General features: G+C 64.2%; 29 protein-coding genes. 8 read left to right on the top strand and 21 right to left on the bottom strand.

Translation table 11 applies throughout. The features are described 5' to 3' along the window. Window positions 1-386: 386 nt before the first annotated feature. Window positions 387-1,031 carry a response regulator transcription factor gene (locus BRA1417_RS0107330; RefSeq protein ID WP_008541266.1) on the bottom strand — a complete coding sequence of 215 codons (645 nt, stop codon included), beginning with the start codon at window positions 1,029-1,031 and terminating at the stop codon, window positions 387-389. 85 nt (window positions 1,032-1,116) lie between these two features. On the opposite strand from BRA1417_RS0107330, the gene BRA1417_RS0107325 reads away from it, so the two are divergent. After that, window positions 1,117-2,457 (top strand): histidine kinase, encoded by a 1,341-nt coding sequence (locus tag BRA1417_RS0107325; protein WP_027515279.1) that lies wholly within the window; start codon window positions 1,117-1,119, stop codon window positions 2,455-2,457. Between the two features lie 64 nt (window positions 2,458-2,521). Here BRA1417_RS0107325 and BRA1417_RS0107320 read toward each other — a convergent pair whose 3' ends face one another. The 9 genes from BRA1417_RS0107320 to coxB all read right to left on the bottom strand — a co-directional run bounded on the left by BRA1417_RS0107320 (window position 2,522) and on the right by coxB (window position 9,609). After that, a complete protein-coding gene (locus tag BRA1417_RS0107320; RefSeq protein ID WP_027515278.1) occupies window positions 2,522-2,887 on the bottom strand; it encodes a nuclear transport factor 2 family protein in 366 nt (121 codons plus the stop codon). Between the two features lie 114 nt (window positions 2,888-3,001). Further along, a complete protein-coding gene (locus tag BRA1417_RS0107315) occupies window positions 3,002-3,751 on the bottom strand; it encodes an SURF1 family protein (RefSeq protein WP_027515277.1) in 750 nt (249 codons plus the stop codon). Further along, window positions 3,748-4,149 carry a DUF983 domain-containing protein gene (locus BRA1417_RS0107310; protein ID WP_027515276.1) on the bottom strand — a complete coding sequence of 134 codons (402 nt, stop codon included), beginning with the start codon at window positions 4,147-4,149 and terminating at the stop codon, window positions 3,748-3,750. Before BRA1417_RS0107310 ends, BRA1417_RS0107315 begins: the two co-directional genes overlap by 4 nt. A gap of 98 nt (window positions 4,150-4,247) precedes the next feature. Beyond that, complete coding sequence (locus BRA1417_RS0107305; protein WP_007599437.1) at window positions 4,248-5,144, bottom strand: cytochrome c oxidase subunit 3; 897 nt, start codon at window positions 5,142-5,144, stop codon at window positions 4,248-4,250. 78 nt (window positions 5,145-5,222) lie between these two features. Next, complete coding sequence (locus BRA1417_RS0107300; RefSeq protein ID WP_027515275.1) at window positions 5,223-5,873, bottom strand: cytochrome c oxidase assembly protein; 651 nt, start codon at window positions 5,871-5,873, stop codon at window positions 5,223-5,225. 5 nt (window positions 5,874-5,878) lie between these two features. Continuing rightward, window positions 5,879-6,055: a hypothetical protein gene (locus BRA1417_RS0107295; RefSeq protein WP_027515274.1), complete on the bottom strand. Its 177-nt coding sequence runs from the start codon at window positions 6,053-6,055 to the stop codon at window positions 5,879-5,881. Further along, window positions 6,052-6,996 carry a heme o synthase gene (locus BRA1417_RS0107290; protein ID WP_027515273.1) on the bottom strand — a complete coding sequence of 315 codons (945 nt, stop codon included), beginning with the start codon at window positions 6,994-6,996 and terminating at the stop codon, window positions 6,052-6,054. Before BRA1417_RS0107290 ends, BRA1417_RS0107295 begins: the two co-directional genes overlap by 4 nt. Before the next feature lie 60 nt (window positions 6,997-7,056). Further along, window positions 7,057-8,682, bottom strand: coding sequence for a cytochrome c oxidase subunit I (ctaD, locus tag BRA1417_RS0107285; RefSeq protein ID WP_007605061.1), 1,626 nt, complete (start codon window positions 8,680-8,682; stop codon window positions 7,057-7,059). A gap of 87 nt (window positions 8,683-8,769) precedes the next feature. Continuing rightward, entirely contained in the window at window positions 8,770-9,609 is an 840-nt protein-coding gene (coxB, locus tag BRA1417_RS0107280; protein ID WP_007599432.1) for a cytochrome c oxidase subunit II, read from the bottom strand. 448 nt (window positions 9,610-10,057) lie between these two features. On the opposite strand from coxB, the gene BRA1417_RS0107275 reads away from it, so the two are divergent. Beyond that, window positions 10,058-10,603, top strand: a complete 546-nt coding sequence (locus BRA1417_RS0107275) for an invasion associated locus B family protein (protein ID WP_027515272.1) — start codon at window positions 10,058-10,060, stop codon at window positions 10,601-10,603. Between the two features lie 11 nt (window positions 10,604-10,614). On the opposite strand, the gene BRA1417_RS0107270 is transcribed toward BRA1417_RS0107275, so the two are convergent. Both BRA1417_RS0107270 and BRA1417_RS0107265 read right to left on the bottom strand, forming a co-directional pair. Then, the gene (locus BRA1417_RS0107270; protein ID WP_027515271.1) at window positions 10,615-10,947 is read right to left on the bottom strand and encodes a DUF5615 family PIN-like protein; all 333 of its coding nucleotides are present in this window, start codon (window positions 10,945-10,947) and stop codon (window positions 10,615-10,617) included. Then, window positions 10,944-11,168: a DUF433 domain-containing protein gene (locus BRA1417_RS0107265; protein ID WP_027515270.1), complete on the bottom strand. Its 225-nt coding sequence runs from the start codon at window positions 11,166-11,168 to the stop codon at window positions 10,944-10,946. Before BRA1417_RS0107265 ends, BRA1417_RS0107270 begins: the two co-directional genes overlap by 4 nt. Before the next feature lie 148 nt (window positions 11,169-11,316). Between BRA1417_RS0107265 and tldD the strand changes: the two genes are divergently transcribed. From tldD to BRA1417_RS0107245, 4 genes are read left to right on the top strand one after another with little or no spacing between them, the layout of a single operon-like run. Beyond that, entirely contained in the window at window positions 11,317-12,744 is a 1,428-nt protein-coding gene (tldD, locus tag BRA1417_RS0107260) for a metalloprotease TldD (protein ID WP_027515269.1), read from the top strand. Next, window positions 12,741-13,517, top strand: a complete 777-nt coding sequence (lepB, locus tag BRA1417_RS0107255) for a signal peptidase I (protein WP_027515268.1) — start codon at window positions 12,741-12,743, stop codon at window positions 13,515-13,517. Before tldD ends, lepB begins: the two co-directional genes overlap by 4 nt. A 9-nt stretch (window positions 13,518-13,526) precedes the next feature. Then, on the top strand, window positions 13,527-13,874 hold the full coding sequence (locus BRA1417_RS0107250; protein WP_027515267.1) for an MmcQ/YjbR family DNA-binding protein: 348 nt from the start codon (window positions 13,527-13,529) through the stop codon (window positions 13,872-13,874). Window positions 13,875-13,882: 8 nt separating this feature from the next. After that, window positions 13,883-14,449 (top strand): nucleotidyltransferase family protein, encoded by a 567-nt coding sequence (locus tag BRA1417_RS0107245; RefSeq protein WP_027515266.1) that lies wholly within the window; start codon window positions 13,883-13,885, stop codon window positions 14,447-14,449. 6 nt (window positions 14,450-14,455) lie between these two features. On the opposite strand, the gene BRA1417_RS0107240 is transcribed toward BRA1417_RS0107245, so the two are convergent. The 3 genes from BRA1417_RS0107240 to BRA1417_RS0107230 all read right to left on the bottom strand — a co-directional run bounded on the left by BRA1417_RS0107240 (window position 14,456) and on the right by BRA1417_RS0107230 (window position 17,120). Then, window positions 14,456-15,040: a PAN domain-containing protein gene (locus tag BRA1417_RS0107240; RefSeq protein ID WP_027515265.1), complete on the bottom strand. Its 585-nt coding sequence runs from the start codon at window positions 15,038-15,040 to the stop codon at window positions 14,456-14,458. A gap of 112 nt (window positions 15,041-15,152) precedes the next feature. Next, the gene (locus BRA1417_RS0107235) at window positions 15,153-16,523 is read right to left on the bottom strand and encodes a glutamate--cysteine ligase (RefSeq protein WP_027515264.1); all 1,371 of its coding nucleotides are present in this window, start codon (window positions 16,521-16,523) and stop codon (window positions 15,153-15,155) included. A 99-nt stretch (window positions 16,524-16,622) separates the two neighbouring features. Next, window positions 16,623-17,120, bottom strand: a complete 498-nt coding sequence (locus tag BRA1417_RS0107230; protein ID WP_027515263.1) for a MarR family winged helix-turn-helix transcriptional regulator — start codon at window positions 17,118-17,120, stop codon at window positions 16,623-16,625. A gap of 126 nt (window positions 17,121-17,246) precedes the next feature. Between BRA1417_RS0107230 and gstA the strand changes: the two genes are divergently transcribed. Next, the gene (gene gstA / locus BRA1417_RS0107225; protein WP_027515262.1) at window positions 17,247-17,861 is read left to right on the top strand and encodes a glutathione transferase GstA; all 615 of its coding nucleotides are present in this window, start codon (window positions 17,247-17,249) and stop codon (window positions 17,859-17,861) included. A 71-nt stretch (window positions 17,862-17,932) separates the two neighbouring features. On the opposite strand, the gene BRA1417_RS0107220 is transcribed toward gstA, so the two are convergent. The 4 genes from BRA1417_RS0107220 to BRA1417_RS0107205 all read right to left on the bottom strand — a co-directional run bounded on the left by BRA1417_RS0107220 (window position 17,933) and on the right by BRA1417_RS0107205 (window position 23,660). Continuing rightward, complete coding sequence (locus tag BRA1417_RS0107220; RefSeq protein WP_027515261.1) at window positions 17,933-20,146, bottom strand: FAD-dependent oxidoreductase; 2,214 nt, start codon at window positions 20,144-20,146, stop codon at window positions 17,933-17,935. Between the two features lie 18 nt (window positions 20,147-20,164). Next, window positions 20,165-21,373 (bottom strand): acetyl-CoA C-acetyltransferase, encoded by a 1,209-nt coding sequence (locus tag BRA1417_RS0107215; protein ID WP_027515260.1) that lies wholly within the window; start codon window positions 21,371-21,373, stop codon window positions 20,165-20,167. A gap of 70 nt (window positions 21,374-21,443) precedes the next feature. After that, window positions 21,444-23,234 carry an acyl-CoA dehydrogenase C-terminal domain-containing protein gene (locus BRA1417_RS0107210; RefSeq protein WP_027515259.1) on the bottom strand — a complete coding sequence of 597 codons (1,791 nt, stop codon included), beginning with the start codon at window positions 23,232-23,234 and terminating at the stop codon, window positions 21,444-21,446. 39 nt (window positions 23,235-23,273) lie between these two features. Further along, on the bottom strand, window positions 23,274-23,660 hold the full coding sequence (locus BRA1417_RS0107205; RefSeq protein ID WP_027515258.1) for a nuclear transport factor 2 family protein: 387 nt from the start codon (window positions 23,658-23,660) through the stop codon (window positions 23,274-23,276). Between the two features lie 198 nt (window positions 23,661-23,858). Between BRA1417_RS0107205 and BRA1417_RS0107200 the strand changes: the two genes are divergently transcribed. Beyond that, complete coding sequence (locus BRA1417_RS0107200) at window positions 23,859-24,443, top strand: PadR family transcriptional regulator (RefSeq protein WP_027515257.1); 585 nt, start codon at window positions 23,859-23,861, stop codon at window positions 24,441-24,443. A 12-nt stretch (window positions 24,444-24,455) separates the two neighbouring features. On the opposite strand, the gene BRA1417_RS0107195 is transcribed toward BRA1417_RS0107200, so the two are convergent. Beyond that, window positions 24,456-25,259 (bottom strand): enoyl-CoA hydratase/isomerase family protein, encoded by an 804-nt coding sequence (locus tag BRA1417_RS0107195; protein WP_027515256.1) that lies wholly within the window; start codon window positions 25,257-25,259, stop codon window positions 24,456-24,458. 40 nt (window positions 25,260-25,299) lie between these two features. Then, the gene (locus BRA1417_RS0107190; protein WP_027515255.1) at window positions 25,300-26,292 is read right to left on the bottom strand and encodes an NADP-dependent oxidoreductase; all 993 of its coding nucleotides are present in this window, start codon (window positions 26,290-26,292) and stop codon (window positions 25,300-25,302) included. Window positions 26,293-26,383 lie beyond the last annotated feature (91 nt).

Raw genomic sequence — 26,383 nt, 5'->3', positions numbered from 1 at the left:
GCGGCAATGCCGCAGCCCTCTCTTGGAAGGTCTGTCGTTGTGTGCAGACCGGTTTGGCCTCTTGGGGTCACCGACCCGCAAAAACTGTTCGCGCAAGCTTTCATCGCCTGTCACGAGATCGTCAAGGGTCAAAACGGGATGTGCGAGAAAATGTTCCTATTTTTCCCGACCCGTTTCGGCGCTGGCGAACGTTCGCACGCGGTTTCGCGTCACGGATTGCCAATATCTCCCGAACGACGAGACGGTTCAGGAACGAACCAGGAGGCGGCTCATTGTGTCGGCGGACGGTGTCGGCGCTATCCATGCATTGCCCGGCTGAGCGCCGAGACCGGTCCACCCGCCGAACCGGCGGCATCCTGGAGCAGCCGGTTCGGCCCCACGGGGCGTCAGTTCATCCCGATTTCCACCGCGATCCGGATCAGGTCGGAATGGTTCTTGGCACCTAGCTTCTGCTTGAGCAGGGAGGTGGTGTTGGCGACGGTCTTGTAGGAGATACCGAGCGCCTCGGCGACCTCGACGATCTTGTCGCCTCGCCCCAGCAGGCGGAGAATCTCGAGTTCCCGCGGCGTCATCTGCGAGGCGGGATTGGCCTTGATCGCCGCGCCGGAAAACGTCACGGCTTCCGCGAGCTGCGGTGAGATGAAATTGTCGCCCGCAACCACCTTGCGCACAGCCTTGAGCAGGATCCGGGGATCGTCGCCCTTGGAGACGTAGCCCTGCGCGCCCAGCTCCACCGCCCGCACCACGAAGGCCGGATCGTCGTTCATGCTGAACATGATGATCTTGGCGTCGGGATCGTCCTTGCGAATGCGTCGCATCAGTTCAAAGCCGGAGACGTCGGGCAGGCTGATGTCGATCACAGTGACGTCGGGCCGCTTGCTGACATAGGCGCGATGCCCGGATTTGGCGTCGGTCGCCTCGTCGATCCGGATCGAATGGTCGGAGGCGAACAGGGTGCGGCAACCGGACAGTACCACGGGATGGTCGTCGACAATCAGGACGCGGGTCGCCGGCTTGGCAGTATCTTGCATTGTAACTCTCTAGTTTTTCGACTCATAAACCGACGGGAACAAATGGAAAGAGCAAATCCGACCGATGCGCGTTAGAATTGACCTAATGTGGCAACGCCTCTCGTTCCGAACCCAACTGTTTCTGCCGCTCGGCCTGAGCTTCCTCGCCGCGCTGATCATGAGCGGCGTGCTGCTCCAAATCTTCGCGACCGACCAATTGGCGGACGAGAACGAGCCGGGGCGGCGTTCGATCCAGACCGTTGCCGCCGCGCTCAACAACACCCTGCGCACCTCGAACAATCCGCGGCAGACGCTCGACGCCTTTGTCCATTCCCTGGACAACTCCTCCGATATCCAATTCCGTGCCGCGGAGATGGGTCCCGCATCCTCAGCGAGGGACGGCCCGCGCAAGCCGCATGGCGTCCCGCACTGGTTTGTCGACCTGCTCACCATTCCGGACATGGAGGCGGCAGCTCCGGTGACCATCGGCGACAAGCGTGTCGGCGATCTCGTCTTCCGGCCGGACCTGTCGGCCGACCTGTTCGAGAAGTGGATCGGCTTTCTCGCGCTGACCGTCCTGGTTGCCGTGCTGATGGTGCTCACCGGCACCATTGCCTATGTTTTCGCGGGATCGGCCCTGCGCCCGCTGCAAGATCTCGGCGAAGGGCTCACGCGGATGCGACGCGGCGACTACGCAACGCCGATCCCGGCCGGAGGACCGCCGGAAATCCGGCAAAGCTGCGAACAGGCCAATGCGCTGGCCGAAACGCTGGCGCAATTGAGCCAGGATAATCGCGACTTGCTGCACCGCCTGGTGTCGCTCCAGGACGACGAGCGGCGCGATCTCGCGCGCGAACTGCACGACGAACTCGGTCCGCTGCTGTTCAGCATCCGCGCCGGCACGATCGCATTGGCCGACGCCTCGCCCCGGGCGGGAAATCCCGGCAGTTCGGCGCAGGATGTGTTGCAATCGGTCGAGGCGCTCCAGCAGACCAACCGCCGCATCCTCGACCGGTTGCGACCGCTCTACATCGAGGAATTAGGTCTGGAGACCACCGTGCAGACGCTGCTCCGGAATTTTCGCAAGCAGGCGCCGTCAGTCGACCTGACGGACACGATCGATCCGGATCTCAACGGGATCGACGGGCCGCTGGCTCAGACCGTCTATCGCGTGATTCAGGAGGCGCTGACCAACGTGTTGCGTCATGCCGGCGCCAGCAATGCCCATGTGCAGGCGACCTTCGCCGGCGAGGCGGTCGTCATCGAGATTTCCGACGACGGCGGCGGCTTTCCCGAGGGCAACATCTTCGGCCGAGGTCTGACCGGCATGCACGAGCGCGTGCGCGCGCTCAGCGGATCGCTGTCACTGCTGCGCGTGGACGACCGGACCTATGTGCGCTGCCGCCTTCCCGTCGAACCGGCACGCGAGGCGCCGGTCACCGGCTAGCGTTTTCGCGAGGTGGATACCGGTTCGCGTGAAGAAAACGCGTCAAAACAAGAATCTGGAGTCTCTAGCAAGCACAGCCAAGCTGCGCGTTCTGTCGCGCTGGTTCGCACAGCGTGGCGCGGATCTTGCCGTCCGGGCTGAAGCAAAACGAGGCGCGGATGCGCAGCGCGCCGGCGACGGAATATTCGAGATCGATGCCGTGGGGCGCAGGATGGATTTCCTCCAGCCCGAAACCGGCCGACGAGAAAGCGCTGAGCCGCGGCTGCCAATAGGCTTCGAGCTCGCTCCGGCCGCGATAGTGCTGCGTGCCGTTGCACGTGCATTCGACCTGGGCATCGTCCGCATAGAGGTCGAGAAGCGTCGCGAGGTCGCCCTTCCTGCAGGCATCCACCCAGTCGACGACAATTCCCATCTGGTCGAAATCGCTCACGCTGCAATCCTGTCTGCCGCGAAAAAACGATGGCGGCTTAGGACCACACTCGTGAATGTGCGCTGAATGGTAAACCCCGGGCGATACCGGGTTCCCTAGGTGGATCTACGGAGCTCAACCCCGCCGCCCTCTTGCCCACACGGCGAAGGCGATGAGCACGGCGCCTGCAAGCGTGAACCAGGTGATGGCGTATTGCAGGTGATCGTCCTTGAGATGCACGTCGAGCGGCCCCGGCCGCGGAATGTCGTTCTCGGGCGCCGGCTGCTCGAGATCGACATAGAACGGCGCGACCGCGCCCCAGCCCAGCGTGCTCGCGATCGCCACGTGATCGCGCACGAACCACAGCCGCTTGTCGCGGTTCGCCGCCGGGGTCAGCCAGCCAGGTGTCTCGGGGAAGCGCAGATAGCCGGTGAAGGAGACCTCCTGCCCCGTGACGAGCTTCTTGACCGCGCGATCCTCGACGCTGCGATCCTGCATGGTGTTTTCGACGAAGCCCGCATCGATCACCACCGTCTCGCCGCTCGGCAGCCGCGCCGGCAGGAATGCCCAGGTGCCGGGGCCCGACGCATCCTTGCGCACGGCGGATCCGGGGGAATAGACCATCGCATCAGGCAAGGGCGCGTAGGTCGCGGTAAAGCTGACACGGCGGAATTCATCGCGCGCGGGACTTAGCGCGGTCCATTGTGCCGGCGGCGGCAGAGCGACCGGCGCCTCCGCGAGGCGCTCTGTGAGTGCGGCGATGAGCTCGTGCTTGGCGAGGCGGCGCTGCAATTGCCAGACACCGAGCACGACGCAGATCGCGGTCAGGAATAGCGTGAACAGCGCGAAGCCGGCCACGCGGGGCTTGCGCGCGGTCTCGTTCATTTCGCGCGGTCGACCAGCCGGCCCGGCGCCGCCTTATGGTGGAATTGCAGTGCGATCAGCAGCGACTTCATCGCGCGCAACGGCAGCAGGGTGGTCGCGAGGATCAGCGGCAGCCACAACACCGCGTGCAGCCAGTACGGCGGCTGGTACTTGACCTCGACGACGAGCGCGCAGCCGACCACGATCGCCCCGGCCAGCATGATGATGAAGATCGCCGGACCGTCACCGGAATCGATGAAGGCATAGTCGAGGCCGCAACGCTCGCAGGACGGCGCAAGCGTCAGGAAGCCCGCATAGAGCTTGCCCTGGCCGCAGCGCGGGCATTTGCAGGCAAGCCCGCGCAGCGCGCTCTGCAGGACGGTGGCTTGCGGGTCGGACGTGTCGTCGGCCTTGTTCATGACGACAGGGTCTATCACAGTTTCTGCCGAAACCCCTGCGCGCAAAAAGCAAAAGGGCGGCCCCGAGGCCGCCCTTTCTCGATCCGAAGTCAGCCCGCTCAGTGCGCGCCGTGGGCCATGGTCTCGGCGCCGTGTCCCCAGACATAGATGCAGAGGAACAGGAACAGCCAGACCACGTCGACGAAGTGCCAGTACCAGGCGGCGAACTCGAAGCCGAGATGCTGGGTCGGCGTGAAGTGGCCGGCATAGGCGCGGAACAGGCACACCAGCAGGAAGATGGTGCCGACCAGCACATGGAAGCCGTGGAAGCCGGTCGCCATGAAGAAGGTCGCGCCGTAGACGTTGCCGCCGAAGGAGAAGGCCGCGTGGCTGTACTCATAGGCCTGCACGCAGGTGAAGAGCGCACCGAGCACGACGGTGAGGATCAGGCCGTACTTCAGGCCCTGGCGATCGTTCTCGAGCAGCGCATGGTGGGCCCAGGTCACCGTGGTGCCGGAGGTGAGCAGGATCAGCGTGTTGAGGAGCGGAAGATGCCAGGGATCGAAGGTCTCGATGCCGTGCGGCGGCCACGTGCCCGGCACGGCGCAGGCGCCGGCCGCGGTCCCGAGACCACAGCCGAACACCGCATCACGAGTGGCGTGGACGGCGTCGGCCGGGAAGAGCGCCGCGTTGAAATAGGCCCAGAACCAGGCGACGAAGAACATCACCTCCGAGGCGATGAACAGGATCATGCCGTAGCGGTGATGCAGCTGCACGACGCGGGTGTGGTCGCCCTTGTACTGGGCTTCCCTGATCACGTCGCCCCACCAGCTCGCCATGGTGTAGAGCACACCGACGGTGCCGACACCGAAGATGATCGGCGCAGCCGAGAACATGTGGTGCATCCAGGTGATCGCGCCGACCGCCATGATGAAGGCTGAGATGGAGCCGACGACGGGCCATGGCGAGGGATCGACCAGGTGGTAGTCGTGATGCTTGGTGTGCGCCGTTGCCATTTGCGGTCTCGCTCCTCAATCCCGTGCCTGTCAGGCACTTATCCCCTTATTTCCAATCCCGGCGCGTGAGCCCGGAGATCAGAGATTTCCCTTGCGTTTGTCGTCTTCGCTGGCCGCGAGCGGCTTCACCACCGGATCCTTCACCGGATAGAACGTGTAGGACAGCGTGATCGTGTTGAGACCATCGTTCTCGTGGTCGTCGGCAATCGACGGATCGACGTAGAACACGACCGGCATCTCGCGCTTCTCGCCGGGCGCCATGGTCTGCTCGGTGAAGCAGAAGCAGTTGATCTTCTGGAAATAGGATCCGACCGTCAGCGGCGCGACATTGTAGGCGGCCTGGCCTGCGGTGGTCCGCGCGGCCTGGTTGGTCACCGTGTAAAAGACGGTCACGACCTGGCCGATATTGACCTCGATCTCGCTCTGCTCGGGCTCGAACTTCCAGGGCAGGCCGGGCGCAACGTTGGAATCGAAGCGCACCGCGATCTTGCGTGCGATCGGGCCGCTGGCCGGCGCCGAGGTCGCGACCTGGGTCGTGCCGTTGAAGCCGGTGGCGCGGCAGAACCAGTTGTAGAACGGCACCGCCGCGTAGGAGGCGCCGACCATCAGCGCGACCACGCCGCCGCAGATCGAGGCGACCACCGCGTCGCGGCCAAGCCCCTTGGCAGGCCTGCGGCCTTTGGTGGCCGTCCGGCTCTGATCCCGCGATATGATCGGCTTCTGATCCATGTTTCCTACATCGGCCGGACGAGCACGGCCGGCCCCTTGACCATGGTCACGGCGAAGAACAGCACCACGAGCACGCCGAGCGCGAGTGCGATCGCAATCGAGCGCTGACGACGGCTCTTCTTCTGCGCCTCGGTGAGGACGATTCCATCTCTCTCGGGTTTGTCGGCCATTCCTACGATCATGCGCCCCCTACCATCGGCGCAAGCGCCCGGAACAGGACCTCGGCCAGCAAGGTCGCAAACAGCGCAAACAGATAAAGGATGGAGAACGCGAACAGCTTGCGGGTCGCCCGCAGCGATTGGCTGCGCTCGCGACGGACATAGACGTTGATGGCGAACGCCAGCATGCCGGCGCCGAGGATCAGCGAGACGATGCCGTAGATGGCGTCGAAATAGCCGAGCGCCCAGGGCGCAGCCGCGACCGCGATCAGCACGATGGTGTAGAGCAGGATCTGAAGCCGCGTCGCGTCGGGACCGGCGACGTTGGGCAGCATCGGAATGCCGGCGCGCGCGTAGTCGTCGGAGCGGAACAGCGCCAGCGCCCAGAAATGCGGCGGCGTCCAGAAGAAGATGATGGCGAACAGCAGCAGCGGCTCGACGTCGACCGTGCCCGTGACCGCGGCCCAGGCCACCACCGGCGGCAGCGCGCCGGCGGCACCGCCGATCACGATGTTCTGCGCGGTCCAGCGCTTCAGGCCGATCGTGTAGATCACGACATAGAAGAAGATGGTGAAGGCGAGCAGCGCGCCCGCGATCCAGTTGACGAGGATGCCGAGCGTCATCACCGAGAAGAAGGCGAGCGTCATGCCGAAGGTCATCGCCTCGGGACGGGTGATGCGGCCGCGCGGAATCGGCCGGTTCGCCGTGCGCGACATCTTGGCGTCGATGTCGCCTTCCAGCGCCATGTTGAGCGCCCCGGACGCGCCGGCGCCGACGGCGATGCAGAGCAGCGAGGTGAAGGCCAGCACCGGGTGGAAATGCCCGGGCGCCATCGCCATTCCGACCAGCGCGGTGAAGATCACCAGCGACATCACCCGCGGCTTCAGGAGCGCGATGTAATCGCCGACCTCCGCTTCAGAGATGCGGGGATTGAGGTCGATGGCATTGTGGTCGAGGACGGACACTAGACTGACTCGCTTCGTTGTCGAGCTGCGGCGCCCGTCACGGGCGCCGCGAGCGTTGGCTTACTGCACGCGGGGCAGCACTTCGAACTGGTGGAAGGGCGGCGGCGAGGGCAGCGTCCATTCCAGCGTGGTCGCACCTGCACCCCACGGATTGTCGCCAGCCGGCACCTTCTTCGCGAAGGCGTCGATCACGCAGTAGAGGAAGATCAGCACGCCGAAGCCGGAGATGTAGGAGCCGACCGACGAGACCAGGTTCCAGCCCGCGAACGCGTCGGGATAATCGACATAGCGACGCGGCATGCCCGACAGGCCGAGGAAGTGCTGCGGGAAGAACACCAGGTTCACGCCGATGAAGGTGACCCAGAAGTGCGCCTTGGCGAGCCCTTCATTGTACATGTAGCCCGACATCTTCGGGAACCAATAGTACCAGCCGGCGAAGATTCCGAACACCGCACCGAGCGACAGCACGTAGTGGAAGTGCGCGACGACGTAGTAGGTCTCCTGCAGCACGCGGTCGACGCCGGCATTGGCCAGCACCACGCCGGTGACGCCGCCGACGGTGAACAGGAAGATGAATCCCACCGCCCAGATCATCGGCGCGCGGAACTCGATCGAGCCGCCCCACATCGTGGCGATCCACGAGAAGATCTTCACGCCGGTCGGGACCGCGATGACCATCGTGGCGGCGACGAAATAGGCCTGCGTCGCCGAGGACATGCCGACCGTGTACATATGGTGCGCCCACACCACGAAGCCGATGCCGCCGATCGCGACCATGGCGTAGGCCATGCCGAGATAGCCGAACACGGGCTTGCGCGAGAAGGTCGAGACGATCTGGCTGACCATGCCGAAGGCGGGCAGGATCAGGATGTACACTTCGGGATGACCGAAGAACCAGAACAAATGCTGGAACAGCACGGGATCGCCGCCGCCTTCGGGGTTGAAGAACGTCGTGCCGAAATTGCGGTCGGTGAGCAGCATCGTGATCGCACCGGCGAGCACCGGCAGCGACAACAGCAGCAGGAACACCGTCACCAGGATCGACCACACGAACAGCGGCATCTTGTGCAGGGTCATGCCCGGCGCGCGCATGTTGAAGATGGTGGTGATGAAGTTGATGGCGCCGAGGATCGACGAGGCGCCCGCCAAATGCAGCGACAGGATCGCGAAGTCGACGGCCGGGCCCGGATGGCCCGAGCTCGACAGCGGCGCGTACATGGTCCAGCCGGCGCCGACACCATTGGCGCCCGGCTCGCCCTCGACGAAGGTCGACATCAGCAGCAGCGCGAACGACGCCGGCAGCAGCCAGAACGAGATGTTGTTCATGCGCGGGAACGCCATGTCGGGCGCGCCGATCATCAGCGGCACGAACCAGTTGCCGAAGCCGCCGATCATCGCGGGCATGACCATGAAGAAGATCATGATCAGGCCGTGGGAGGTCACGAACACATTGTAGGTGTGCGTCTCGTGGAAGATCTGCACGCCCGGATACATCAGCTCGGCACGGATCGCGATCGACATCGCGGCGCCGATGACGCCGGCGATGACCGCGAAGATCAGGTACATCGTGCCGATGTCCTTGTGGTTGGTCGAATAGACGTAGCGCCGCCATCCGGTCGGATGGGCGTGCTCGTCATGTCCGTGGTCTTGCGCGTGATCGCCGTGTGCCGCTGCGCTCGTTGCCATTTTCTAATCCTGCCTTGCGTCCCGATCGGACCTCTGGAGGTCCCGCCTTATGTCGCTTTCAGTTTCCTCGAACCCTTCGCCCGGCGCTTACTGCGTCGGGCCGGCCGTGGAGGCGTAGGTGCTGGTGCCGCCGCTCGCGTATTTCTTCTTCGCCGTCTCGACCCAGGAGGCGAACTCCTGGTCGCTCACCACGCGGATGGCGATCGGCATGAAGGCGTGGTCCTTGCCGCACAATTCCGAGCACTGGCCGTAGAACATGCCGGTCTTGGTGGCCTTGAACCAGGTCTCGTTGAGACGGCCCGGAATGGCGTCGATCTTGACGCCGAAGGACGGCAGCGCAAACGCATGAATCACGTCAGCCCCGGTCACCTGAACCCGGACCACCTTGTTGACGGGCACCACCATCTCGTTGTCGACGCCGAGCAGGCGGGGCTGCTTGTCCTGGGCCATGAGCGAGTCGAACTCGAACTTGCCGTTATCTGGATAGGCGTAAGACCAGTACCACTGCTTGCCGGTCGCCTTGATGGTCAGATCCGCCTTCGGCACGTCGAGTTCGAGGAACAGGAGGCGGAACGACGGCACCGAGATACCGACCAGAATCAGCACCGGAACGAGAGTCCACGCCACCTCGATCAGCGTGTTGTGCGTGGTCCGCGACGGCACCGGATTGGCTCGCGCGTTGAACTTGACGACCACAATCACGAGCAGCGCCAGAACGAACAGCGTGATCAGCGTGATCAGCACGAACAGGAAATTGTGGAACCAGACGATGTTGTCCATCACCGGGGACCCGGACTGCTGAAGCGTCCACTCCCACGCAGCCGGCTGCCCGAGCTCGGCAAATGCCGCACCGCCCGTCGCCAGCGTCAGACCCGCCACGGCCAATCCCAGCAAGTGCCGGCCCACCGGGCCCATCGACATCTTCATGCCGTTCGCGCTCCCCTAACGAAATCACCCCAAGTGCATTCCCCTATTTTCGGGAAACGCTTTATTCGATCCCCCCGTCTGACAAACCGCCGCGCAAGAATACCTCTAAGAGGAATTGGGGCCAGATCGCTAGAACGCCGAAATCAAGCCTCTCAAACCATAATTCTTGATCTATCGCAATGCAGTCTTGAGCCTCGTCTGTCAGCCATCACCCGCAAGATATTTCCTAGTAACATCAGACAAAAATACCATTTCCCGGGATGCTGCCGCTTGACAGCGGAATTGCCCGCGGTAGGCACTGGCGGACAGCCGCACAGGAACCTGATTCGTGCGGGCGACGGCGGCCGTGGCGGCGTGGAATTTGCTTGCGAATCGCCTTCAAGACGCCGTCATTCCCGTATCAGTCCGCCTGGCGCGAGCGACCCAGGCGAGCAGAGGGACCGACCCGATGGGGTTTTCGAGATCCATGGCAAGGCGGGCTAAAAGCCAGGCTGGCGGCCCCACGATGCTGGCTGCCCTGCTGGCGGCGGTCGTCGTCCTAGCGCTTCCGGGCCTCGCCCATGCGCAGGGCGCGGTGCGCTCCGTCCATGGCGACTGGCAGATCCGCTGCGACACCCCGCCGGGCGCCCAGTCCGAGCAATGCGCCCTGATCCAGAGCGTGGTGGCCGAAGACCGCTCCAACGCCGGCCTGACCGTGATCGTTCTCAAGACCGCCGACCAGAAGAGCCGCCTGATGCGGGTCGTCGCCCCCCTTGGCGTTCTCCTGCCCTCCGGCCTCGGCCTCAAGCTCGACAACCAGGATGTCGGCCGCGCCGGCTTTGTCCGCTGCCTGCCCAATGGCTGCGTCGCCGAGGTCGTCATGGACGACAAGCTGCTCGGCCAGCTCCGCACCGCCAAGACCGCGACCTTCATCATCTTCGAGACCCCGGAAGAAGGCATCGGCTTCCCGCTCAGCCTGAACGGGCTCGGCGAGGGATATGACAAGCTGCCGTAGGCTATACCGGCTTAATAAATCTCAAGGCACGCAGCGCTATCATCGCTCTCGAAAGATTGAATTGTCTGCGCGTGCCGGCGAAGCAGAGCCGCAATCGTCGCGGTCGTTTGATTGCCAGCCCGAAGCCAAATCACTTTGGGTGGAGCGCTCAACAGGCCCGCCAGCTCGGCAAAATCGACGTCCTGGGTCACAATCGCAAAACCATTTGCCTTTGCAAACTCCCAAAGCGCACGGTCGGCGACTTCGGACAGGCCATGAGACCGGACGTGATTCGAATCCGGAAAAAGGTCGGCGATCATCTGGCAAAGTTTGAAGCTGAGATTCTGATCGAACAGCAGCCTCATATCGGTGCGGTCACCAATCGCCTCTCGCGGTCGGCGGCATAGGCCAGGCAAGCGCGGATATCGTCCTCGGTCAGTTCGGGGAAGTCGTCGAGGATCTGAGCGTGGGTCTGGCCAGCAGCCAGCCAGCCGAGCACATCTGCCACAGCGATCCGCATGCGGCGGATGCAGGGTCGCCCCCCACGCTTGCCGGGTTCGATCGAGATGATCTCTCGGTAATTCATGAAACTAGCATAGCATCGATCGGCACCCGCGTCAGGGCCCCTTGCTTCCGACCCTTCCTATCGTTTCGGTAATGTGACGGCCAAGCCCCTCGCGGAACTGCCGGGAAACCATTATCTTGCCTCACATCCCCCGATAATGGACGGACGCATGACCAACCCTGCCACAACCTCCCTGCTCGACCGCGCCAATCTCGACCGCGACCAGGTTCGCAACGAGCTCGCGCGCGGGCTTGCCGGTGCCGACGACGGCGAATTGTTCCTGGAGTACAGCCAGACCGAAGCGCTGATGTTCGACAATGGACGGCTGAAGCAGGCGACCTACGATACCTCGCAGGGTTTTGGCCTGCGCGCCGTGAAGGACGACGCGGTCGGCTACGCGCATTCCTCCGACATGTCGCTGCCGGCGCTGATTCGCGCCGCGGACGCGGTCGCGGCCGTGCGCGGCGGTTATTCCGGCAGCTTCGCCGCGCCTCCTGCACATACCAACGTGCGGCTCTATAGTGACGACAATCCGCTCGATGCCCCCGGCTTCGAGACCAAGGTCAAACTGCTCGCCGAGATCGACGCCTACCTGCGCGACAAGGATTCGCGGGTGCGGCAGGTCAGCGTCAGCCTGGGCGCGACCTGGCAGGTGGTCGAGATCCTGCGGCCCGACGGCGAAAGCTATCGCGACATCCGCCCGCTCGTGCGCGTCAACGTCTCCGTCGTCGCCGGTCAGGGCGACCGCCAGGAGAGCGGCAGCAAGGGTTATGGCGGCCGCGCCGGCTACGCCGAATTCATCGAAAGCAAGAATTGGCGCGACGCCGCCGACGGCGCGCTGCGCGAGGCCCTCGTCAATCTGGAATCGATTCCCGCCCCCGCCGGCGAGATGGACGTCGTGCTCGGGGCCGGCTGGCCCGGCGTGATGCTGCATGAGGCGGTCGGCCATGGCCTCGAAGGTGACTTCAACCGCAAGAAGACGTCTGCGTTTGCCGGCCTGATGGGCCAGCAGGTCGCGGCCAAGGGCGTGACCGTGGTCGACGACGGCACCATTGCCTCGCGCCGCGGCTCGCTGTCGATCGACGACGAGGGCACGCCGACCAACCGCACCGTGCTGATCGAGGACGGCGTCCTGGTCGGCTACATGCAGGACCGCCAGAACGCGCGCCTGATGAACATGAAACCGACCGGCAACGGCCGCCGCCAGGGCTATGCCCATGTGCCGATGCCGCGCATGACCAACACCTACATGCTCTCGGGCGACCGCGATCCGGCCGAGATCCTGGCGTCGGTGAAGAACGGCGTCTTCGCCGCGAATTTCGGCGGCGGCCAGGTCGACATCACCTCGGGCAAATACGTGTTTCAGTGCACCGAGGCCTACAAGATCGAGAACGGCAAGATCGGTGCGCCCTTGAAGGGCGCCATGCTGATCGGCAACGGGCCGACCGACCTGCATCGCATCCGCATGATCGGCAACGACCTCGCGCTCGATACCGGCATCGGCACCTGCGGCAAGAACGGTCAGGGCGTGCCGGTCGGCGTCGGCCAGCCGTCGCTGTTGATGGAACGCATTACGGTGGGTGGAACAGGCGGATGAGTGTCGAGAAGATAACTGTCACTACCAAGCGGAAGAGCAGCGGCTGGGCAGGCCAGCTCGTGCAGCTCGCCGGTATCGTCGCCGCGGTGTTCATCGCCAAGGGTGCGCTGGCCGAGCCGTTCTACGTGCCGTCGGGCTCGATGGAGCCGACGCTGTTGATCGGCGACGCCTTGATCGCCTCGAAATTCCCCTACGGCTACGGCACCTCGTCGCTGCCGATCCAGATCAACCTGCCTGAGAGCGGCCGCGTGTTCGCGGAGACGCCGAAGCAGGGCGACGTCGTGGTGTTCCGCTGGCCCGGCGACCGCTCGCAGGCCTGGGTCAAGCGCGTCGTGGGTCTGCCCGGCGACCGCATCCAGCTGCGCCAGGGCCAGCTCTTCGTCAATGATCGCCCCGCCGAGCTGAAGCCGGACGGCGTTGGCGCCGCCGAGGACGACAATGGCGGCAGCGAACCCGCCTATCGCTATGTCGAGACGCTGCCGAACGGCGTCTCGCACCTGATCTTCAAGATGCGCGACAACGGTCCGCTCGACAACACGCAGGAAGTGACGGTGCCGGCCGGCCATCTCTTCGTGCTCGGCGACAACCGCGACAACTCCGCCGACAGCCGCGTGCCGCTGCGCTCCGGCGGCGTCGGCATGCTGCCGATCGACAATCTGGTCGGCCGCGCGGATGCCGTGCTCGGATCCTGGGATCTCGGCATCCGGGGCCAGCCGGTGTGGACCTGGCTGTCCGGATTTCGCATGGCGCGTTTTTTCACCGCCGTGCATTGAACCGACCTCATGACCTTCGACGACGTCAGAAAATTCGCACTGACGTGGCCGGAGGTCGAGGACGGCACCTCCTACGGGACGCCTGCACTGAAGGTGCGGAGGAAGATGCTGGCGCGTCTGAAGGAAGATGGCGACAGCCTGGTGATGCCGAACGTCCCGATCGACGAGCGCACGATGCTGGTTGAGAGCCAGCCGAAAACCTTCTACTTCACCGATCACTACGCCGATTACCCGATCGTGCTGATCCGCCTGTCCAAGGCAAAGCGCGCGATCGTGGAGCCGCTGCTGCGGCGGCGTTGGCGCACGCTGGCTTCGAAGGCGGCGCGAGCGGATTATGATGCACGCGTGAGCGCGTGACGACTATCATGGATGAGGCCCGCTTCCTCGCGCTGGCGCTGAAGAACCCGATCAACGTCGCGCTCCTCGATGAGCTCCACCAGCTCGCGCTGCCCGATGCGTGGCTGGTCTCGGGATGTCTCGTGCAATCGGTCTGGAACGTGCTCACCGGCCGCGCGATCGATCACGGCATCGCCGATTACGACGTCTTCTACTTCGACCCCGACACCTCCTGGGACGCGGAGGACGTCGTGATCCGCAAGCTTCAAGCGCGCCTCGATCATCTCGGCGTCAAGATCGAGACCCGCAACCAGGCACGCGTGCATCTGTGGTACCCGGCCAAGCACGGCCTGCCCTATCCGCCGCTGTCGTGCTCGACTGACGGCATCGACCGTTTCCTCACACAGAACACCCAAGTGGGCGTGCGGCGCACGGACAACGGTTTCGATGTTTATGCGCCGCACGGCTTCGATGACGTCGCGGGCTTGATTGCGCGCCCCAATCCAGGCCCGAATTTCTCCGCAGCGAATTACGCGGTGAAGGCCGCGAGATGGAGGGCGTTGTGGCCGGAGCTTACGGTGATTGCGCCGGAATGATCCGAGCTATCTCACCACGCCCGACGTGAACCCCGCCTTCCGCCGCGGCGGCTTGATTTCCTTTTTCAGGAAACAGCGCGCTTCGCGTCCGGTGTAGCCGGGGCGGGCATAGGTGAAGGCGCGGCATTTGTTGTCGGCGGTGCATGCGGCCTTGCAGCCTTCTTCGCCTTCGCCGTCCTTCATCTCGAAATTGCGCAAATCGCCGCCGGGGCGGTCGATCGAGGTCTCCACGCCTTCGACACGCGGCTCGATCACGCCGGCGCCACGCACACCGGAGATGCAGCAGCTTCCCGGCACGCGCGCAGGCACCGTGTTCTTCAGCCAGCACACCGCCGAGCCGCCTTCGACATCAGGATAGCTGAAGCTCCACGAGCGGCAACGGCGGTCGCGCTCGCACAGCAGCGCGCAATCCTCGGGATCGCCCGACGTGACCGGGGTGCTGAAATAGTCTCCGCCAGGCCGATCGAACGCCGTCTGGGCGCGCGCAGGCCAGCTCGCAAACACGAGCAAAAGCAGCGCGGCGCAGGCCAGGACGCTTGCCAGGACCCTTGTCAGGACCCTTGCCATGACGGCCAGGCGGCCCTTCCCCATCGGAACAGCTTTCGAGTTATTGACGACGCTCGGGTTTTTCAGCCGGCCATTTGATCGCCGCAAACCTGTACGGGCGATGAACGGCTCGGGTCCCGATCGTTGGGCCCTTGGTCTAGAAAGCGTATTCCGCGTAGGCTGGTTCCACCGAACCGTTCCAGGGACCGTTGAACTTGTCGAGCATCTCCTCAGCCGGCGTGCGGCCGGAATCGATGATGCGATCGAGCGGCTCCAGATGCCTGGTCTCGTCGCGGCCGAGCTGGTCGATCCGGCCGCGCCGGCGCAAGCCCGCATGTGCCAGAACGAGGCACTCCTTGGCAATCTCGAACAGATAGCGGTCCTTGATCCGCGCCTTGAAGCCGAAGCGCGGCACGTCGTCGCGCAGGGCCTGACGCTCATGCGCGCTCCAGTGCTTCACCAGGTCCCAGGCAGCATCCAGCGACACATCGTCGTAGAGCAGCCCGGCCCAGAACGCCGACAGCGCCGGCAGACGGCCCCAAGGACCACCATCGGAGCCGCGCATCTCGAGATAGCGCTTGAGCCGCACCTCCGGGAAAATCGTCGAAAGATGGTTGGCCCAGTCGGACAGCGTCGGACGTTCCCCGGGCAGATTGTTGTTGCGGCCATCGAAGAAGGCGCGGAACGAGGAGCCGGAGACGTCGATGTAATCCTCATCGCGCTTGACGAAATACATAGGCACGTCGAGCGCGTAGTCGACATAGCGCTCGAAGCCCATGCCGTCCTCGAATGCCCACGGCATCATGCCGGCGCGCGCGTTGTCGGTGTCGCGCCAGATCTCGGACCGGAAGGAGAGGAAGCCGTTCGGCTTGCCCTCGGTAAACGGCGAATTGGCGAACAAGGCGGTTGCGGCCGGCTGGAGCGCGAGCGAGACACGCAGCTTCTTGACCATGTCCGCTTCGGAGGAGAAGTCGAGATTGGTCTGGACCGTGCAGGTCCGGTACATCATGTCGAGGCCGTACTGGCCGACCTTCGGCATGTAATTGGTCATGATCTTGTAGCGGCCCTTGGGCATCACCGGGATGTCGGCGCGCGACCAGGACGGCGTCATGCCGAGCCCGAGGAAGCCAATGCCGAGCGGCGTTGCGATCTCGCGCACCTGCGCCAGATGCGCCATCAGCTCGCTCTGGGTCTGGTGCACGTTCTCGACGGGGGCGCCCGAAAGCTCGAACTGCCCGCCGGGCTCCAGCGAGATCGCGCCGCCGCCGGTGACGTCGTAGAGGCCGATGATGTTGCCCTTCTCCATGATCGGCTCCCAACCGAGCAGGAGCTTCATGCCTTCGAGCAGCGCGCCGATGCCGCGCGGGCCTTCGTAGGGCACCGGGCGGTGGCCTTCGAGCGTGAACGGCGTCTTCTCATGCTCGGTGCCCATGCGGAATTCGGACGGGTCCTTGCAACCTTCCTCGAACCACTTGACGAGCTCGTCGCGCGATTGCAACGGCGTCATATCGATCTGGTCTCGCGCCATATCAAACTCTAATCAAAAGGCGCTTCGACCGAAGGCGCGCGGGTGACGGGATGGTCCGCGAACCCATCGGGCGCACGGACGAGCTAGTGTGCCGCGCGCTCATCGCGACGGCGTGGTTTCGTTGGCGTGGACGATGGGCGGCAGTTTCATCTCGCCGCACGAGCAGCCCAGACGGTCGAGCAGACCGCTGAGCTTCACGGCATCTGCATCGGACAGCTTTGAGCCGACATATTTCTCGATCGCGGCCGAATAGGCGCCCCACATCCGCTTTTGCAATTCGCGGCCGGCTTCCGTGATCTCCACGAACTGGCCGCGCTTGTCGATCTTGCATTCGCGCCGCGAGGCGAGGCCTTCGTCGACCAGGCGGTCGATCAGCCGCGATGTCGAATATTGCGGGATCAGCATCTGCCGTTCGAGTTCGACCGGCCGGAGTTCGCCCGAAGGCGCCCGTGACAGTTCGAGCAGCGCGTCATACCATGCCAGCGGCGGGAAGCCGGCCTTCTTCAGGTCCTGCTCGACGCAATTGAGCACGCGGCTCTGCACCCGCATCAAGCGGATCCAGGCGGAAGTCGCCTCGGTCGATGGTTTGCGTTTCATGGTCCCGCTCAAGCTCGTCGCCCGTCTCTTACCCTATTCGATGCACCTGCATCAATCTTGACTATTTCAAGCAGATGCATGTAGTGGGTCTTTCGCCTGAACCAAGCAAAAAGAGGAGGAAATTCCATGAAATTGTACTATTCGCCCGGTGCGTGCTCGCTGTCCCCCCATATCGCGCTCCTGGAAGCCGGCCTGCCCTATGAACTGGTCAAGGTCGATATCCGGGCCAAGAAGCTCGAAAACGGTGAGGATTATCTGAAGCTGAACCCCAAGGGCCAGGTCCCTGCGCTGGGCCTCGATAGCGGAGAGATCGTGACCGAAGGCCCGGTGATTGTCCAGATGATCGCCGATCAGGCCTCAGCAAAGGCGCTGGCGCCGGCCCACGGCAGCTCCGAGCGCTACAAGCTGCTCGAATGGCTGAACTTCCTCACCTCGGAGGTCCACAAGAGCTTCGGCCCGATGTTCGCGCCGACGCTGAACGACGAGGCCAAGGCCTTCTTCAAGGACCGCGTCATGGGCAAGCTGAAATACATCGACAGCCAGCTCGCCGGCCGCGACTACCTCATGGGCAAGCAGTTCACGGTCGCCGACGGTTATCTCTTCACGATGCTGACCTGGGGCGACCGGATGAAGTTCGACCTCTCGGCGATGCCAAACCTTGCCGCCTACAAGACCCGCGTCGCGGCGCGGCCGCAGGTGCAGGAAGCGATGAAGAAAGAAGGGCTGATTCAGGCTGCCTGAGCGCACATGCGAAAGGCCGGATCGAGAATCCGGCCTTTCGTATTTTTCATCCCGGCTAGGGGTTCAGAGAATCACGCCGCCGCCTTGTTCGGAGCGAAGCGGCCGTAGAAGGTTTCTCCCTTCGCGGCCATCTCTTCGAGCAATTTCGGCGGGGTGAAGCGCGAGCCGTATTTCGCTTCCAGCTTGTGGCAAAGTTCGACGAACTTCTTGGGACCCATGAAGTCGATGTAGGACAGCGTGCCACCGGTGAACGGCGCGAAGCCGAAGCCGAGGATCGAGCCGACATCCGCCTCGCGGGGATCGGTGATGACGTGGTCCTCCACCGTGCGCGCGGCTTCCACCGCCTGCACCACCAGGAAGCGCTGCTTCAGCTCCTCGACGTCGAGCGTATCAGGATCGAGCTGCTTGGGCTGCAGTGCGGACAAGCCTGGCCACAGGCTCTTCTGGCCCTTGCCCTTCTCGGGGTAGTCATAAAAACCCTTGCTGTTCTTGCGACCCAGACGGCCCTGCTTCTCGACCATTTCCACCATCAGCTTCTTCTGATCGGCATTGATGGCATTGGGGCCGAGATCGGCTTCCGTCGCCTTCATGATCTTGAGCCCGAGGTCGAGCGCGACCTCGTCCGACAGCGAGAGCGGGCCGACCGGCATGCCGGCCATCTTGGCACAGTTCTCGATCATCGCGGGCGGCACGCCTTCGAGGAACATCTCGTTGCCTTCGGCGACGTAGCGGCCGACGCAGCGATTGGCGAAGAAACCGCGGCTGTCGTTGACGACGATCGGCGTTTTGCCGATCTGCCGGACGTAGTCCAGCGCGGTCGCGATCGCGAGATCGCCGGTGTTCTTGCCCTGGATGATCTCGACCAGCATCATCTTCTCGACGGGCGAGAAGAAGTGGATGCCGACGAACCTGCCCTGGTCCTTGAAGGATTCCGCCAGCGAGGTGATCGGAAGCGTCGAGGTGTTGGACGCGAAGATCACGTCCGGCTTCATATGCTCCTGCGCCTTGGCAAAGGTATCAGCCTTGACCTTGCGGTCCTCGAACACGGCCTCGATGACGAGATCGACGTCCTTCAGCGCGGAATAGTCCGCGGTCGGCGTGATGCGGGCGAGCAGCGCTTCTGCGTCACCGGGCTTGGCGCGGCCCTTCTTGATCTGCTCCTCGATCACCTTTTGCGCATGCGCCTTGCCCTTGTCGGCGCTCTCCTGGTCGCGATCGATCAGGACGACGTCGAGGCCGGCACGGGCCGAGACATAGCCGACGCTCGCGCCCATGAAGCCGGCGCCGATCACGGCGATCTTCTTCACCTTGGTCGGCGGCACATCCTTCGGACGGCGTGCACCCTTGTTGAGCTCCTGCATCGATAGGAACAGGCTGCGGATCATCGCGGCCGCTTCCTTCGAGCGCAGCACCGAGGTGAAATAGCGCGATTCCACGCGCAATGCGGCGTCGATCGGCAGCTGCAGGCCCTCATAGACGCAGCTCATGATCGCGCGCGCGGCCGGATAATTGTCGTAGGTCTCGCGGCGATAGATCGCGTTGCCGGCCGGGAACATCATCATGCCGGCCTTGGAGAACACCGGGCCACCCGGCAGCTTGAAGCCCTTCTCGTCCCAGGGCGCGACGGCCTTGCCGCCGCCCTTGATCCAGTCCTTTGCCGCTTTGACGAGATCGGCGGCGGGAACGATGGCGTGGATCAGATTCAGTGCCTTGGCTTTCTCGATCGTGACCGGATCGCCCTTGAGCAGGATCGTCATCGCGTCCTGCGGCGGCACCAGGCGCGGCACGCGCTGCGTGCCGCCGGCGCCCGGGAACAGGCCGACCTTGACCTCAGGCAGGCCGAGGCGGGTCTTGGGATTCTCCGCCGCCACGCGATAGTGGCAGCACAGCGTGATCTCGAAACCGCCGCCGAGCGCGAGGCCGTTGATCGCCGCCGCCCACGGCTTGCCGGAGGTCTCGATGGAACGCAGCACCTGCGAGAAGCGCCGGCTCTGCTCGAACAGCATCTGGTTCGCCGCCGTCTCGCCCTGCTCCTTGAAGACCTTTGCGTAGGACTGGTTCATGCCCTCGAGCATGGACAGATCGGCACCCGCGCAGAACGCTTCCTTGGCGGAGGTGATGACGACGCCCTTAACCGTAGCATCCGCCGTGGTCGCCTTGACGATCGCGTCGAGCTCGCTGGTCGAGGTCTCGTCGAGCACGTTCATCGAACGGCCCGGGATGTCCCAGGTGACGAGCGCGATGCCGTCGGAATCGGTCTCAACCTTGAAATTCTTGTAAGCCATGCTGGTTGCTCCCTACCCTTAGACGCGTTCGATGATGGTGGCGGTGCCCATGCCGCCGCCGATGCACAGCGTCACCAGTGCGGTCGACTTGTTGGTGCGCTCGAGCTCGTCGAGCACGGTCCCGAGAATGATGGCACCGGTCGCGCCGAGCGGATGGCCGAGCGCGATCGCACCGCCATTGACGTTGATCTTGGCGTTGTCGATGTCGAAGGCCTGGATGTAGCGCAGCACGACGGAGGCGAAGGCTTCGTTGAGCTCGAACAGGTCGATGTCCGACTTCTTCATGCCGGAGCGCGCGAACAGCTTTTCGGTGACGTCGACCGGGCCGGTCAGCATCATCGCGGGTTCGGAGCCGATATTGGCAAATGCGCGGATCTTTGCGCGCGGCTTCAGGCCGTACTTGCCGCCGGCTTCCTTGCTGCCGAGCAAGACCGCGCCGGCACCATCGACGATGCCCGACGAATTGCCGGCGTGGTGCACGTAATTGACGCGCTCGATTTCCGGATGCGACTGCACCGCGACGCCATCGAAGCCGCCCATCTGCGCCATCATCGTGAACGCCGGCTGCAACTGCGCCAGCGACTGCATCGTCGTCGAAGGACGCATATGCTCGTCCTTGGCGAGGATGGTGAGGCCGTTGATGTCCTTCACCGGGACGACCGATTTGTCGAAGCGGCCTTCATCCCAGGACTTCGCCGCACGCTGCTGGCTTTGCACCGCATAGGCGTCGACGTCGTCACGGGAGAAGCCGTATTTGGTCGCGATCAGATCGGCCGAGATTCCCTGCGGCATGAAATAGGCCGGCACTGCCATTGACGGGTCCATCGGCCAGGCCCCGCCGGAGGCACCGATGCCGACGCGGCTCATCGATTCCGCGCCGCCGCCGATCACAAGCTCGTGCTGGCCGCTCATCACCTGGGCTGCGGCAAAATTCACGGCATCGAGGCCGGAGGCGCAGAAGCGGCTGATCTGCACGCCCGGCACCGCTTCGCCGAGGCCCGCCTTCAGCGCGGCAAAGCGCGCGATGTCGGAGCCGGCTTCGCCGACGGGATCGACCACGCCGAGAATAACGTCATCGACGGAATCTTCCGGCAGGTTATTGCGGTCCTTGAGCGCCTTCAGCGGCACGGTCGCGAGCGCGAGCGCGGTGACTTCGTGCAGCGCGCCGTCCGCCTTGCCGCGGCCGCGCGGGGTGCGGACGTGGTCGTAAATATAGGCATCTGCCATGGGAGCCTCCTGATTGCAGTTATTGGTTACGACCGCCGCGCGGTCACTATCATTCGTGGGGCGGAAATCTTCAGAACGCTTCCGCCGGCAGTTCCATGATGGTGGCGCAGCCGGCCTGGATGCGCGCGAGATTGGCGGCGGTCTCCGGCAGCATCCGCTCCATAAAGAAGCGGCCGGTGACGAGCTTGGTCGAGAGATAGGGCGTGGTCCCGCTCTCGGCAATCTTGGCCTGCGTCACCTTCGCCATCTTCGCCCACATATAGCCGAGCGCGACGAAGCCGAAGAGATTCAGGTAATCGGTTGCGGCGGCGCCTGCATTGTCGGGTTTGGCCATCGCGTTCTGCATCAGCCAGGTGGTGGCCTGCTGGAGGTGGCCGAGGGAAGCCGACAGCGGAGTAACGTAGGGCTTCATCGCCTCGTCGCCGCCGTTCTCCTTGGCAAAGGCCATGACCTCGCCAAAGAACGCCATGATGGCGCGGCCGCCGTCGCGCGGCAGCTTGCGGCCGACGAGGTCGAGCGCCTGGATGCCGTTGGCGCCTTCGTAGATCATGGCGATGCGGGCATCGCGCACGAATTGCTCCATGCCCTGCTCGGCGATGTAGCCGTGGCCGCCATACATCTGCTGCGCCTGCACCGCATTGGCGAAGCCGTAATCGGTGAGAAAGCCTTTCAGCACCGGCGTCATCAGGCCCATGTGATCGTCGGCGGCCTGGCGGTCCTTGGGATCCTCGGAGCGATGGGCGACGTCGCTCTTCAGCGCAGTCCACATCACGAAGGCGCGCGCGGCCTCGTTGAAGGCGCGGATCGACAGCAACGTGCGGCGCACGTCGGGATGCACGAGGATCGGATCGGCCGGCTTGTCCGGCGCCTTGGCACCCGTGAGCGAACGGCCCTGGATGCGATCCCGGGCATAGGCGACCGCGTTCTGATAGGCCACTTCCGACTGCGCGAGACCCTGCACGGCGACGCCGAGGCGGGCCTCGTTCATCATCACGAACATGCCCTGCATGCCCTTGTTCTCTTCGCCGATCAGCCAGCCCACGGCGTTGTCGTAGTTCATCACGCAGGTGGAATTGCCGTGGATGCCCATCTTGTGCTCGATCGAGCCGCAGACCACACCGTTGCGCTGCCCCACCGACCCATCGGCATTGACCATGAATTTCGGCACCACGAACAGCGACACGCCCTTGATACCGGCGGGCGCGCCCTCGATGCGGGCAAGCACGAGGTGGATGATGTTCGGCGCGAGGTCATGCTCGCCGGCCGAAATGAAGATCTTGGTGCCCGTGATCTTGAAGCTGCCGTCGGCCTGCCGCACCGCCTTGGTGCGGAGCATGCCGAGGTCGGTGCCGCAATGCGGCTCGGTCAGGTTCATGGTGCCGGTCCACTCGCCCGCCACCATCTTCGGCACGTAGGTCTGCTTCTGCTCCGGCGTGCCGTGGACGATCAGCGCCGCGGTCGCGCCCATGGTGAGGCCGCCATACATCGAGAACGCCATGTTGGCGGAGATCTGGAATTCGTTGACCGCCTGGCTCAGCGTCACCGGCAGACCCTGGCCGCCGAACTCGGTCGGCGCCGACAGACCGAGCCAGCCGCCCTCGGCGACCTGCTTGAACGCCTCCTTGAATCCCTTGGGCGTGGTGACGCTGCCGTCATCGGCGCGCTTGCAGCCTTCGAGATCGCCCACGCGGTTGAGCGGCTGCAGCACCTCTTCGGCGAGCTTGGCAGCTTCGCCGAGAATGGCCTCGCGCACGTCGCTCGACGCATCGGAGAAGCCGGCCAGATTGTCGTAGCGGTCGATCTGGAAGACGTCGTTGAGCAGGAAGTTCACATCTTCGACGGGGGCTTTGTAGATCGGCATGGTGGTCTCCCGGCAGGCCTTTTAAGTGATGGTGTTGGCTTAGGGTTGAGCGGCGGCGAGTTGTTCCGCCATCAGACGGTGCAGCATGTTGATCGCCTTGAGCGGCCGCACCATCACCTTGAAATGCGTAATGCGTCCCTCGTTGTCGAAGCTGATGATGTCGACGCCGTTGATCTCGATGCCGTCGATCATGGTCTTGAATTCGAGCACGGCGCCGCTCTCACTCTTCCATTCGCCGACATAAATGAAGCCGGGACCGCCAAGCACCTTCTCGGCGCTGGCCAGATATTTGAAGGTGATGTCGCGTCCGCGCTGCGGCGAATGCACGACGGGGCTTTCGAAGACGGCGTCGGGATGGAGCAGGTCCCAGAGCGCTGCCCGGTCATGCGACTTCATGTAGCCGTACCAGGACTCGAGGCCGGTCATTCAGCTGCCTCCCTAAAGGCTTGGGCAAAAAACGCGAAAACAACCCCATGCACAGTAGCGCGAAGGTTGATTCCATTGGGGTTTTCGGGGCGGTGTTTGCCCTCGTTTTTGGGTCGCCTCATATGCACATTGACGCATATGCGCCGATGCGCATAAAGTCAAGCCAATTGGTCAAGGTCGATAACAGGAGGACCGGTCATGGCACTGGGCGACGCAATCCTCGCATGCCTGACGGAACGTCCGATGACGGGCTACGAGCTCGCCAAGACATTCGATTCCTCGATCGGCTTCTTCTGGAAGGCCGACCACCAGCAAATCTATCGCGAGCTCTCCAAGCTGCGCGACCGTGGCTACATCCAGGGCCGCGAGGTCGTGCAGACCGGCAAACCCAATAAACTGATCTATACGCTGACTCCGGAGGGCCGAACAGCGCTGCGGCACTGGGCCGCGCGGCCAAGCACGCCCCCCTCCATCAAGGACGACCTCCTGGTGCGGCTGCACGCGCTGGACAGCATCGGCCTCGAGCCCATGCGCACCGACCTGATGGCCCGGCTCGAGCACCACCGCGATCGCCACGAGAACTACGAGCGCATCCTGAAGAAGCGCTTCCCGGAAGGGGCCGCGTCCGGCGTGCTCGACCTCGGTAACCTGCTGCTGCTTCAGCTCGGCGCCCGGCACGAGCAGATGGTGGCTGATTTCTGCGAAGAGGCGCTCGAGGCCCTGTCGGCGATGAGCGCAAGCGGCACCGTGGTGCCGCTCGAGGATGGCAAGCGCGAGGGCTGAGGCCGCTGTCGTCTAAAGATTCCCGACTTCGCGACCGAGGTTCAGCTCAAAGTCGCCGGCGGACCCAATGCCTCGCGCGCGCAGCTTCGACATGCGCTCTGCGGCGCCTGGCCAGCCGAACGTCTTGAAGAAGGCGTCCTGCGTCGCCTGCAGCTGAGCGGGGTCCGGCAGCCCGTGCTGGTTGATCGTCGCTTTGCAGGTGCTCAGCGCCTGTTTGTCGAACGACAGGATGCGCCGCACGAAATTCGCGACGAACTCATCAAGCTGGGCCTCGGGGATGGCGCGGTTGATCCAGCCGTATCGTTCGGCGGTCTCTGCATCGAAATCGTCGCTCCCGAGGATGATCTCCATGGCGCGAGAGCGGCCCACCAGGATCGGCAGGCGTTGAAGCGCCCCGCCGCCTGGGATGAGGCCGCATCCGACCTCTGGCTGGCCGAAGATCGCCTTTTCCTTGCTGGCGAAGCGAATGTCGCAGGCCAAGGTAAACTCGCTTCCACCGCCGCGCGCCCGGCCGCGGATCACTGCAATGCTGAGGACGTTACTCTGAGCCAGCTTGGTGGCCGGTTCGATCCAGCGTGGCGCGCCGAACCGGCTGCGGGGCTCGGCTGTGCTGTAGTGAGCGATGAAGAAGTCCGGGTTGGCGCTCTCGAAGGTCACGACCTTCAACGCATCGTCCGCGTCGATCTCCTCCACCAGGTCGTAGAACTCGTCGTAGGTGCGATCGTCGATCGCGTTGATCGGCGGGTTGTTGAAGGTCACGCGCCAATATCCCGGCGTGGACTTGTCGATGTTCATCCTGCTGGGGATGTCGCTCATGGTTGCCTCCGTTCCGCGGACTTGTTGAAGGAGCCTTGCCTCAGGGGACGATGACGAGCTTCCCGCGCGTATGTCGGCCGGCCAGAAGCTCGTAGGCGGCGGCGAGCTGGTCGAAGCCATAGGCCGCGCTCACGGAAGCGCGGATGGCGCCGGTGTCGATCAGGGCCGCGATCTCCGCCAGTTGAGCGCCGTCCGGCCGGGTGAGAGGGCCGTGGAACTCCGCCTTGCGGGCAGCGGCGCGCGCGATGAACGGTCGAACGGCCGCCGAAGCTTGCTCGGCCACGGGAGGCGGGAAGCCGATTTCGCGATAGCTCTGGGCGTCGGCGGTGCGCACAAGACCGACATAGCGGCCGCCTTCGCGCAGGGTGTCGATGCCACGCTCGGTCAGTGGACCGCACACACCGTCATAGACCACGTCGAACGGCCCGGCAGCCTCGAAGCTTTCGGTTGTGTAGTCGATCGTGCGGTCCGCTCCTAGCCCGGCCATGAACGTCTGGCTGTTCGGTCCGCCGGTCGCAACGACGTAGGCCCCCAGGTGCTTGGCGAGCTGGATGGCGAAGGCGCCGACGCCGCCCGCCCCTGCCTGGATCAAGATGCTTTCGCCGGCCTTGAGCCGGGCGCGCTCCACAAATGCCTGCCAGGTGGTCAAGGCGACGGTCGGCAGGCTCGCCGCCTCCTCGAAGGAAAGGGTGCGCGGCTTGTGGGCCAGGAGATTCAGTGGAACGGCTGCGCGCTCGGCATAGGCGCCGGGACGCCGGTTAGGCAGGCGCGCGTAAACCTCGTCACCTGCCTTGAACGCCGCACCCGAGGGCGCGGAGACAACAACGCCCGCGACGTCGTAGCCCATCACCTGCGGAAAGGTGAATGGAAAGGCGGCATGGAACAGACCCTGGCGCATGGCGATCTCGACGGGATTCGCACCGGCGGCACGAACCTCGATCAGCGCCTCGTCGGCGCCCGGGACGGGGTCGCTGACCTCCCCGTAGGTGACGACCGAATTGTCGCCGTAGCCGGTGATGTACGCTGCCCGCATTTTCATTCTCCTCGCGCTAGGTCGCCTGACCCGTTAGTCTCATTATTGAACTTTTACGCGCATGAATGATTGTTGGCAAGCCCCCGTCGCG

The organism is Bradyrhizobium sp. WSM1417 (genome assembly GCF_000515415.1).
In the GTDB taxonomy this organism is placed as follows: Bacteria; Pseudomonadota; Alphaproteobacteria; order Rhizobiales; family Xanthobacteraceae; genus Bradyrhizobium.
The sequence above is the reverse complement of the archived record's forward strand: the minus strand, read 5'-3'. Positions and strand labels throughout refer to the sequence as shown.

Excerpts from the sequence above, each read along its gene's own strand:
- BRA1417_RS0107330 (WP_008541266.1), bottom strand. The coding sequence starts at position 1,031 with ATGCAAGATACTGCCAAGCCGGCGACCCGCGTCCTGATTGTCGACGAC.
- BRA1417_RS0107325 (WP_027515279.1), top strand. The coding sequence starts at position 1,117 with ATGTGGCAACGCCTCTCGTTCCGAACCCAACTGTTTCTGCCGCTCGGC.
- BRA1417_RS0107315 (WP_027515277.1), bottom strand. The coding sequence starts at position 3,751 with ATGAACGAGACCGCGCGCAAGCCCCGCGTGGCCGGCTTCGCGCTGTTC.
- BRA1417_RS0107310 (WP_027515276.1), bottom strand. The coding sequence starts at position 4,149 with ATGAACAAGGCCGACGACACGTCCGACCCGCAAGCCACCGTCCTGCAG.
- BRA1417_RS0107305 (WP_007599437.1), bottom strand. The coding sequence starts at position 5,144 with ATGGCAACGGCGCACACCAAGCATCACGACTACCACCTGGTCGATCCC.
- BRA1417_RS0107300 (WP_027515275.1), bottom strand. The coding sequence starts at position 5,873 with ATGGATCAGAAGCCGATCATATCGCGGGATCAGAGCCGGACGGCCACC.
- BRA1417_RS0107295 (WP_027515274.1), bottom strand. The coding sequence starts at position 6,055 with ATGATCGTAGGAATGGCCGACAAACCCGAGAGAGATGGAATCGTCCTC.
- ctaD (WP_007605061.1), bottom strand. The coding sequence starts at position 8,682 with ATGGCAACGAGCGCAGCGGCACACGGCGATCACGCGCAAGACCACGGA.
- coxB (WP_007599432.1), bottom strand. The coding sequence starts at position 9,609 with ATGAAGATGTCGATGGGCCCGGTGGGCCGGCACTTGCTGGGATTGGCC.
- BRA1417_RS0107275 (WP_027515272.1), top strand. The coding sequence starts at position 10,058 with ATGGGGTTTTCGAGATCCATGGCAAGGCGGGCTAAAAGCCAGGCTGGC.
- BRA1417_RS0107270 (WP_027515271.1), bottom strand. The coding sequence starts at position 10,947 with ATGAGGCTGCTGTTCGATCAGAATCTCAGCTTCAAACTTTGCCAGATG.
- BRA1417_RS0107265 (WP_027515270.1), bottom strand. The coding sequence starts at position 11,168 with ATGAATTACCGAGAGATCATCTCGATCGAACCCGGCAAGCGTGGGGGG.
- tldD (WP_027515269.1), top strand. The coding sequence starts at position 11,317 with ATGACCAACCCTGCCACAACCTCCCTGCTCGACCGCGCCAATCTCGAC.
- lepB (WP_027515268.1), top strand. The coding sequence starts at position 12,741 with ATGAGTGTCGAGAAGATAACTGTCACTACCAAGCGGAAGAGCAGCGGC.
- BRA1417_RS0107250 (WP_027515267.1), top strand. The coding sequence starts at position 13,527 with ATGACCTTCGACGACGTCAGAAAATTCGCACTGACGTGGCCGGAGGTC.
- BRA1417_RS0107245 (WP_027515266.1), top strand. The coding sequence starts at position 13,883 with ATGGATGAGGCCCGCTTCCTCGCGCTGGCGCTGAAGAACCCGATCAAC.
- BRA1417_RS0107240 (WP_027515265.1), bottom strand. The coding sequence starts at position 15,040 with ATGGGGAAGGGCCGCCTGGCCGTCATGGCAAGGGTCCTGACAAGGGTC.
- BRA1417_RS0107235 (WP_027515264.1), bottom strand. The coding sequence starts at position 16,523 with ATGGCGCGAGACCAGATCGATATGACGCCGTTGCAATCGCGCGACGAG.
- BRA1417_RS0107230 (WP_027515263.1), bottom strand. The coding sequence starts at position 17,120 with ATGAAACGCAAACCATCGACCGAGGCGACTTCCGCCTGGATCCGCTTG.
- gstA (WP_027515262.1), top strand. The coding sequence starts at position 17,247 with ATGAAATTGTACTATTCGCCCGGTGCGTGCTCGCTGTCCCCCCATATC.
- BRA1417_RS0107220 (WP_027515261.1), bottom strand. The coding sequence starts at position 20,146 with ATGGCTTACAAGAATTTCAAGGTTGAGACCGATTCCGACGGCATCGCG.
- BRA1417_RS0107215 (WP_027515260.1), bottom strand. The coding sequence starts at position 21,373 with ATGGCAGATGCCTATATTTACGACCACGTCCGCACCCCGCGCGGCCGC.
- BRA1417_RS0107210 (WP_027515259.1), bottom strand. The coding sequence starts at position 23,234 with ATGCCGATCTACAAAGCCCCCGTCGAAGATGTGAACTTCCTGCTCAAC.
- BRA1417_RS0107205 (WP_027515258.1), bottom strand. The coding sequence starts at position 23,660 with ATGACCGGCCTCGAGTCCTGGTACGGCTACATGAAGTCGCATGACCGG.
- BRA1417_RS0107200 (WP_027515257.1), top strand. The coding sequence starts at position 23,859 with ATGGCACTGGGCGACGCAATCCTCGCATGCCTGACGGAACGTCCGATG.
- BRA1417_RS0107195 (WP_027515256.1), bottom strand. The coding sequence starts at position 25,259 with ATGAGCGACATCCCCAGCAGGATGAACATCGACAAGTCCACGCCGGGA.
- BRA1417_RS0107190 (WP_027515255.1), bottom strand. The coding sequence starts at position 26,292 with ATGCGGGCAGCGTACATCACCGGCTACGGCGACAATTCGGTCGTCACC.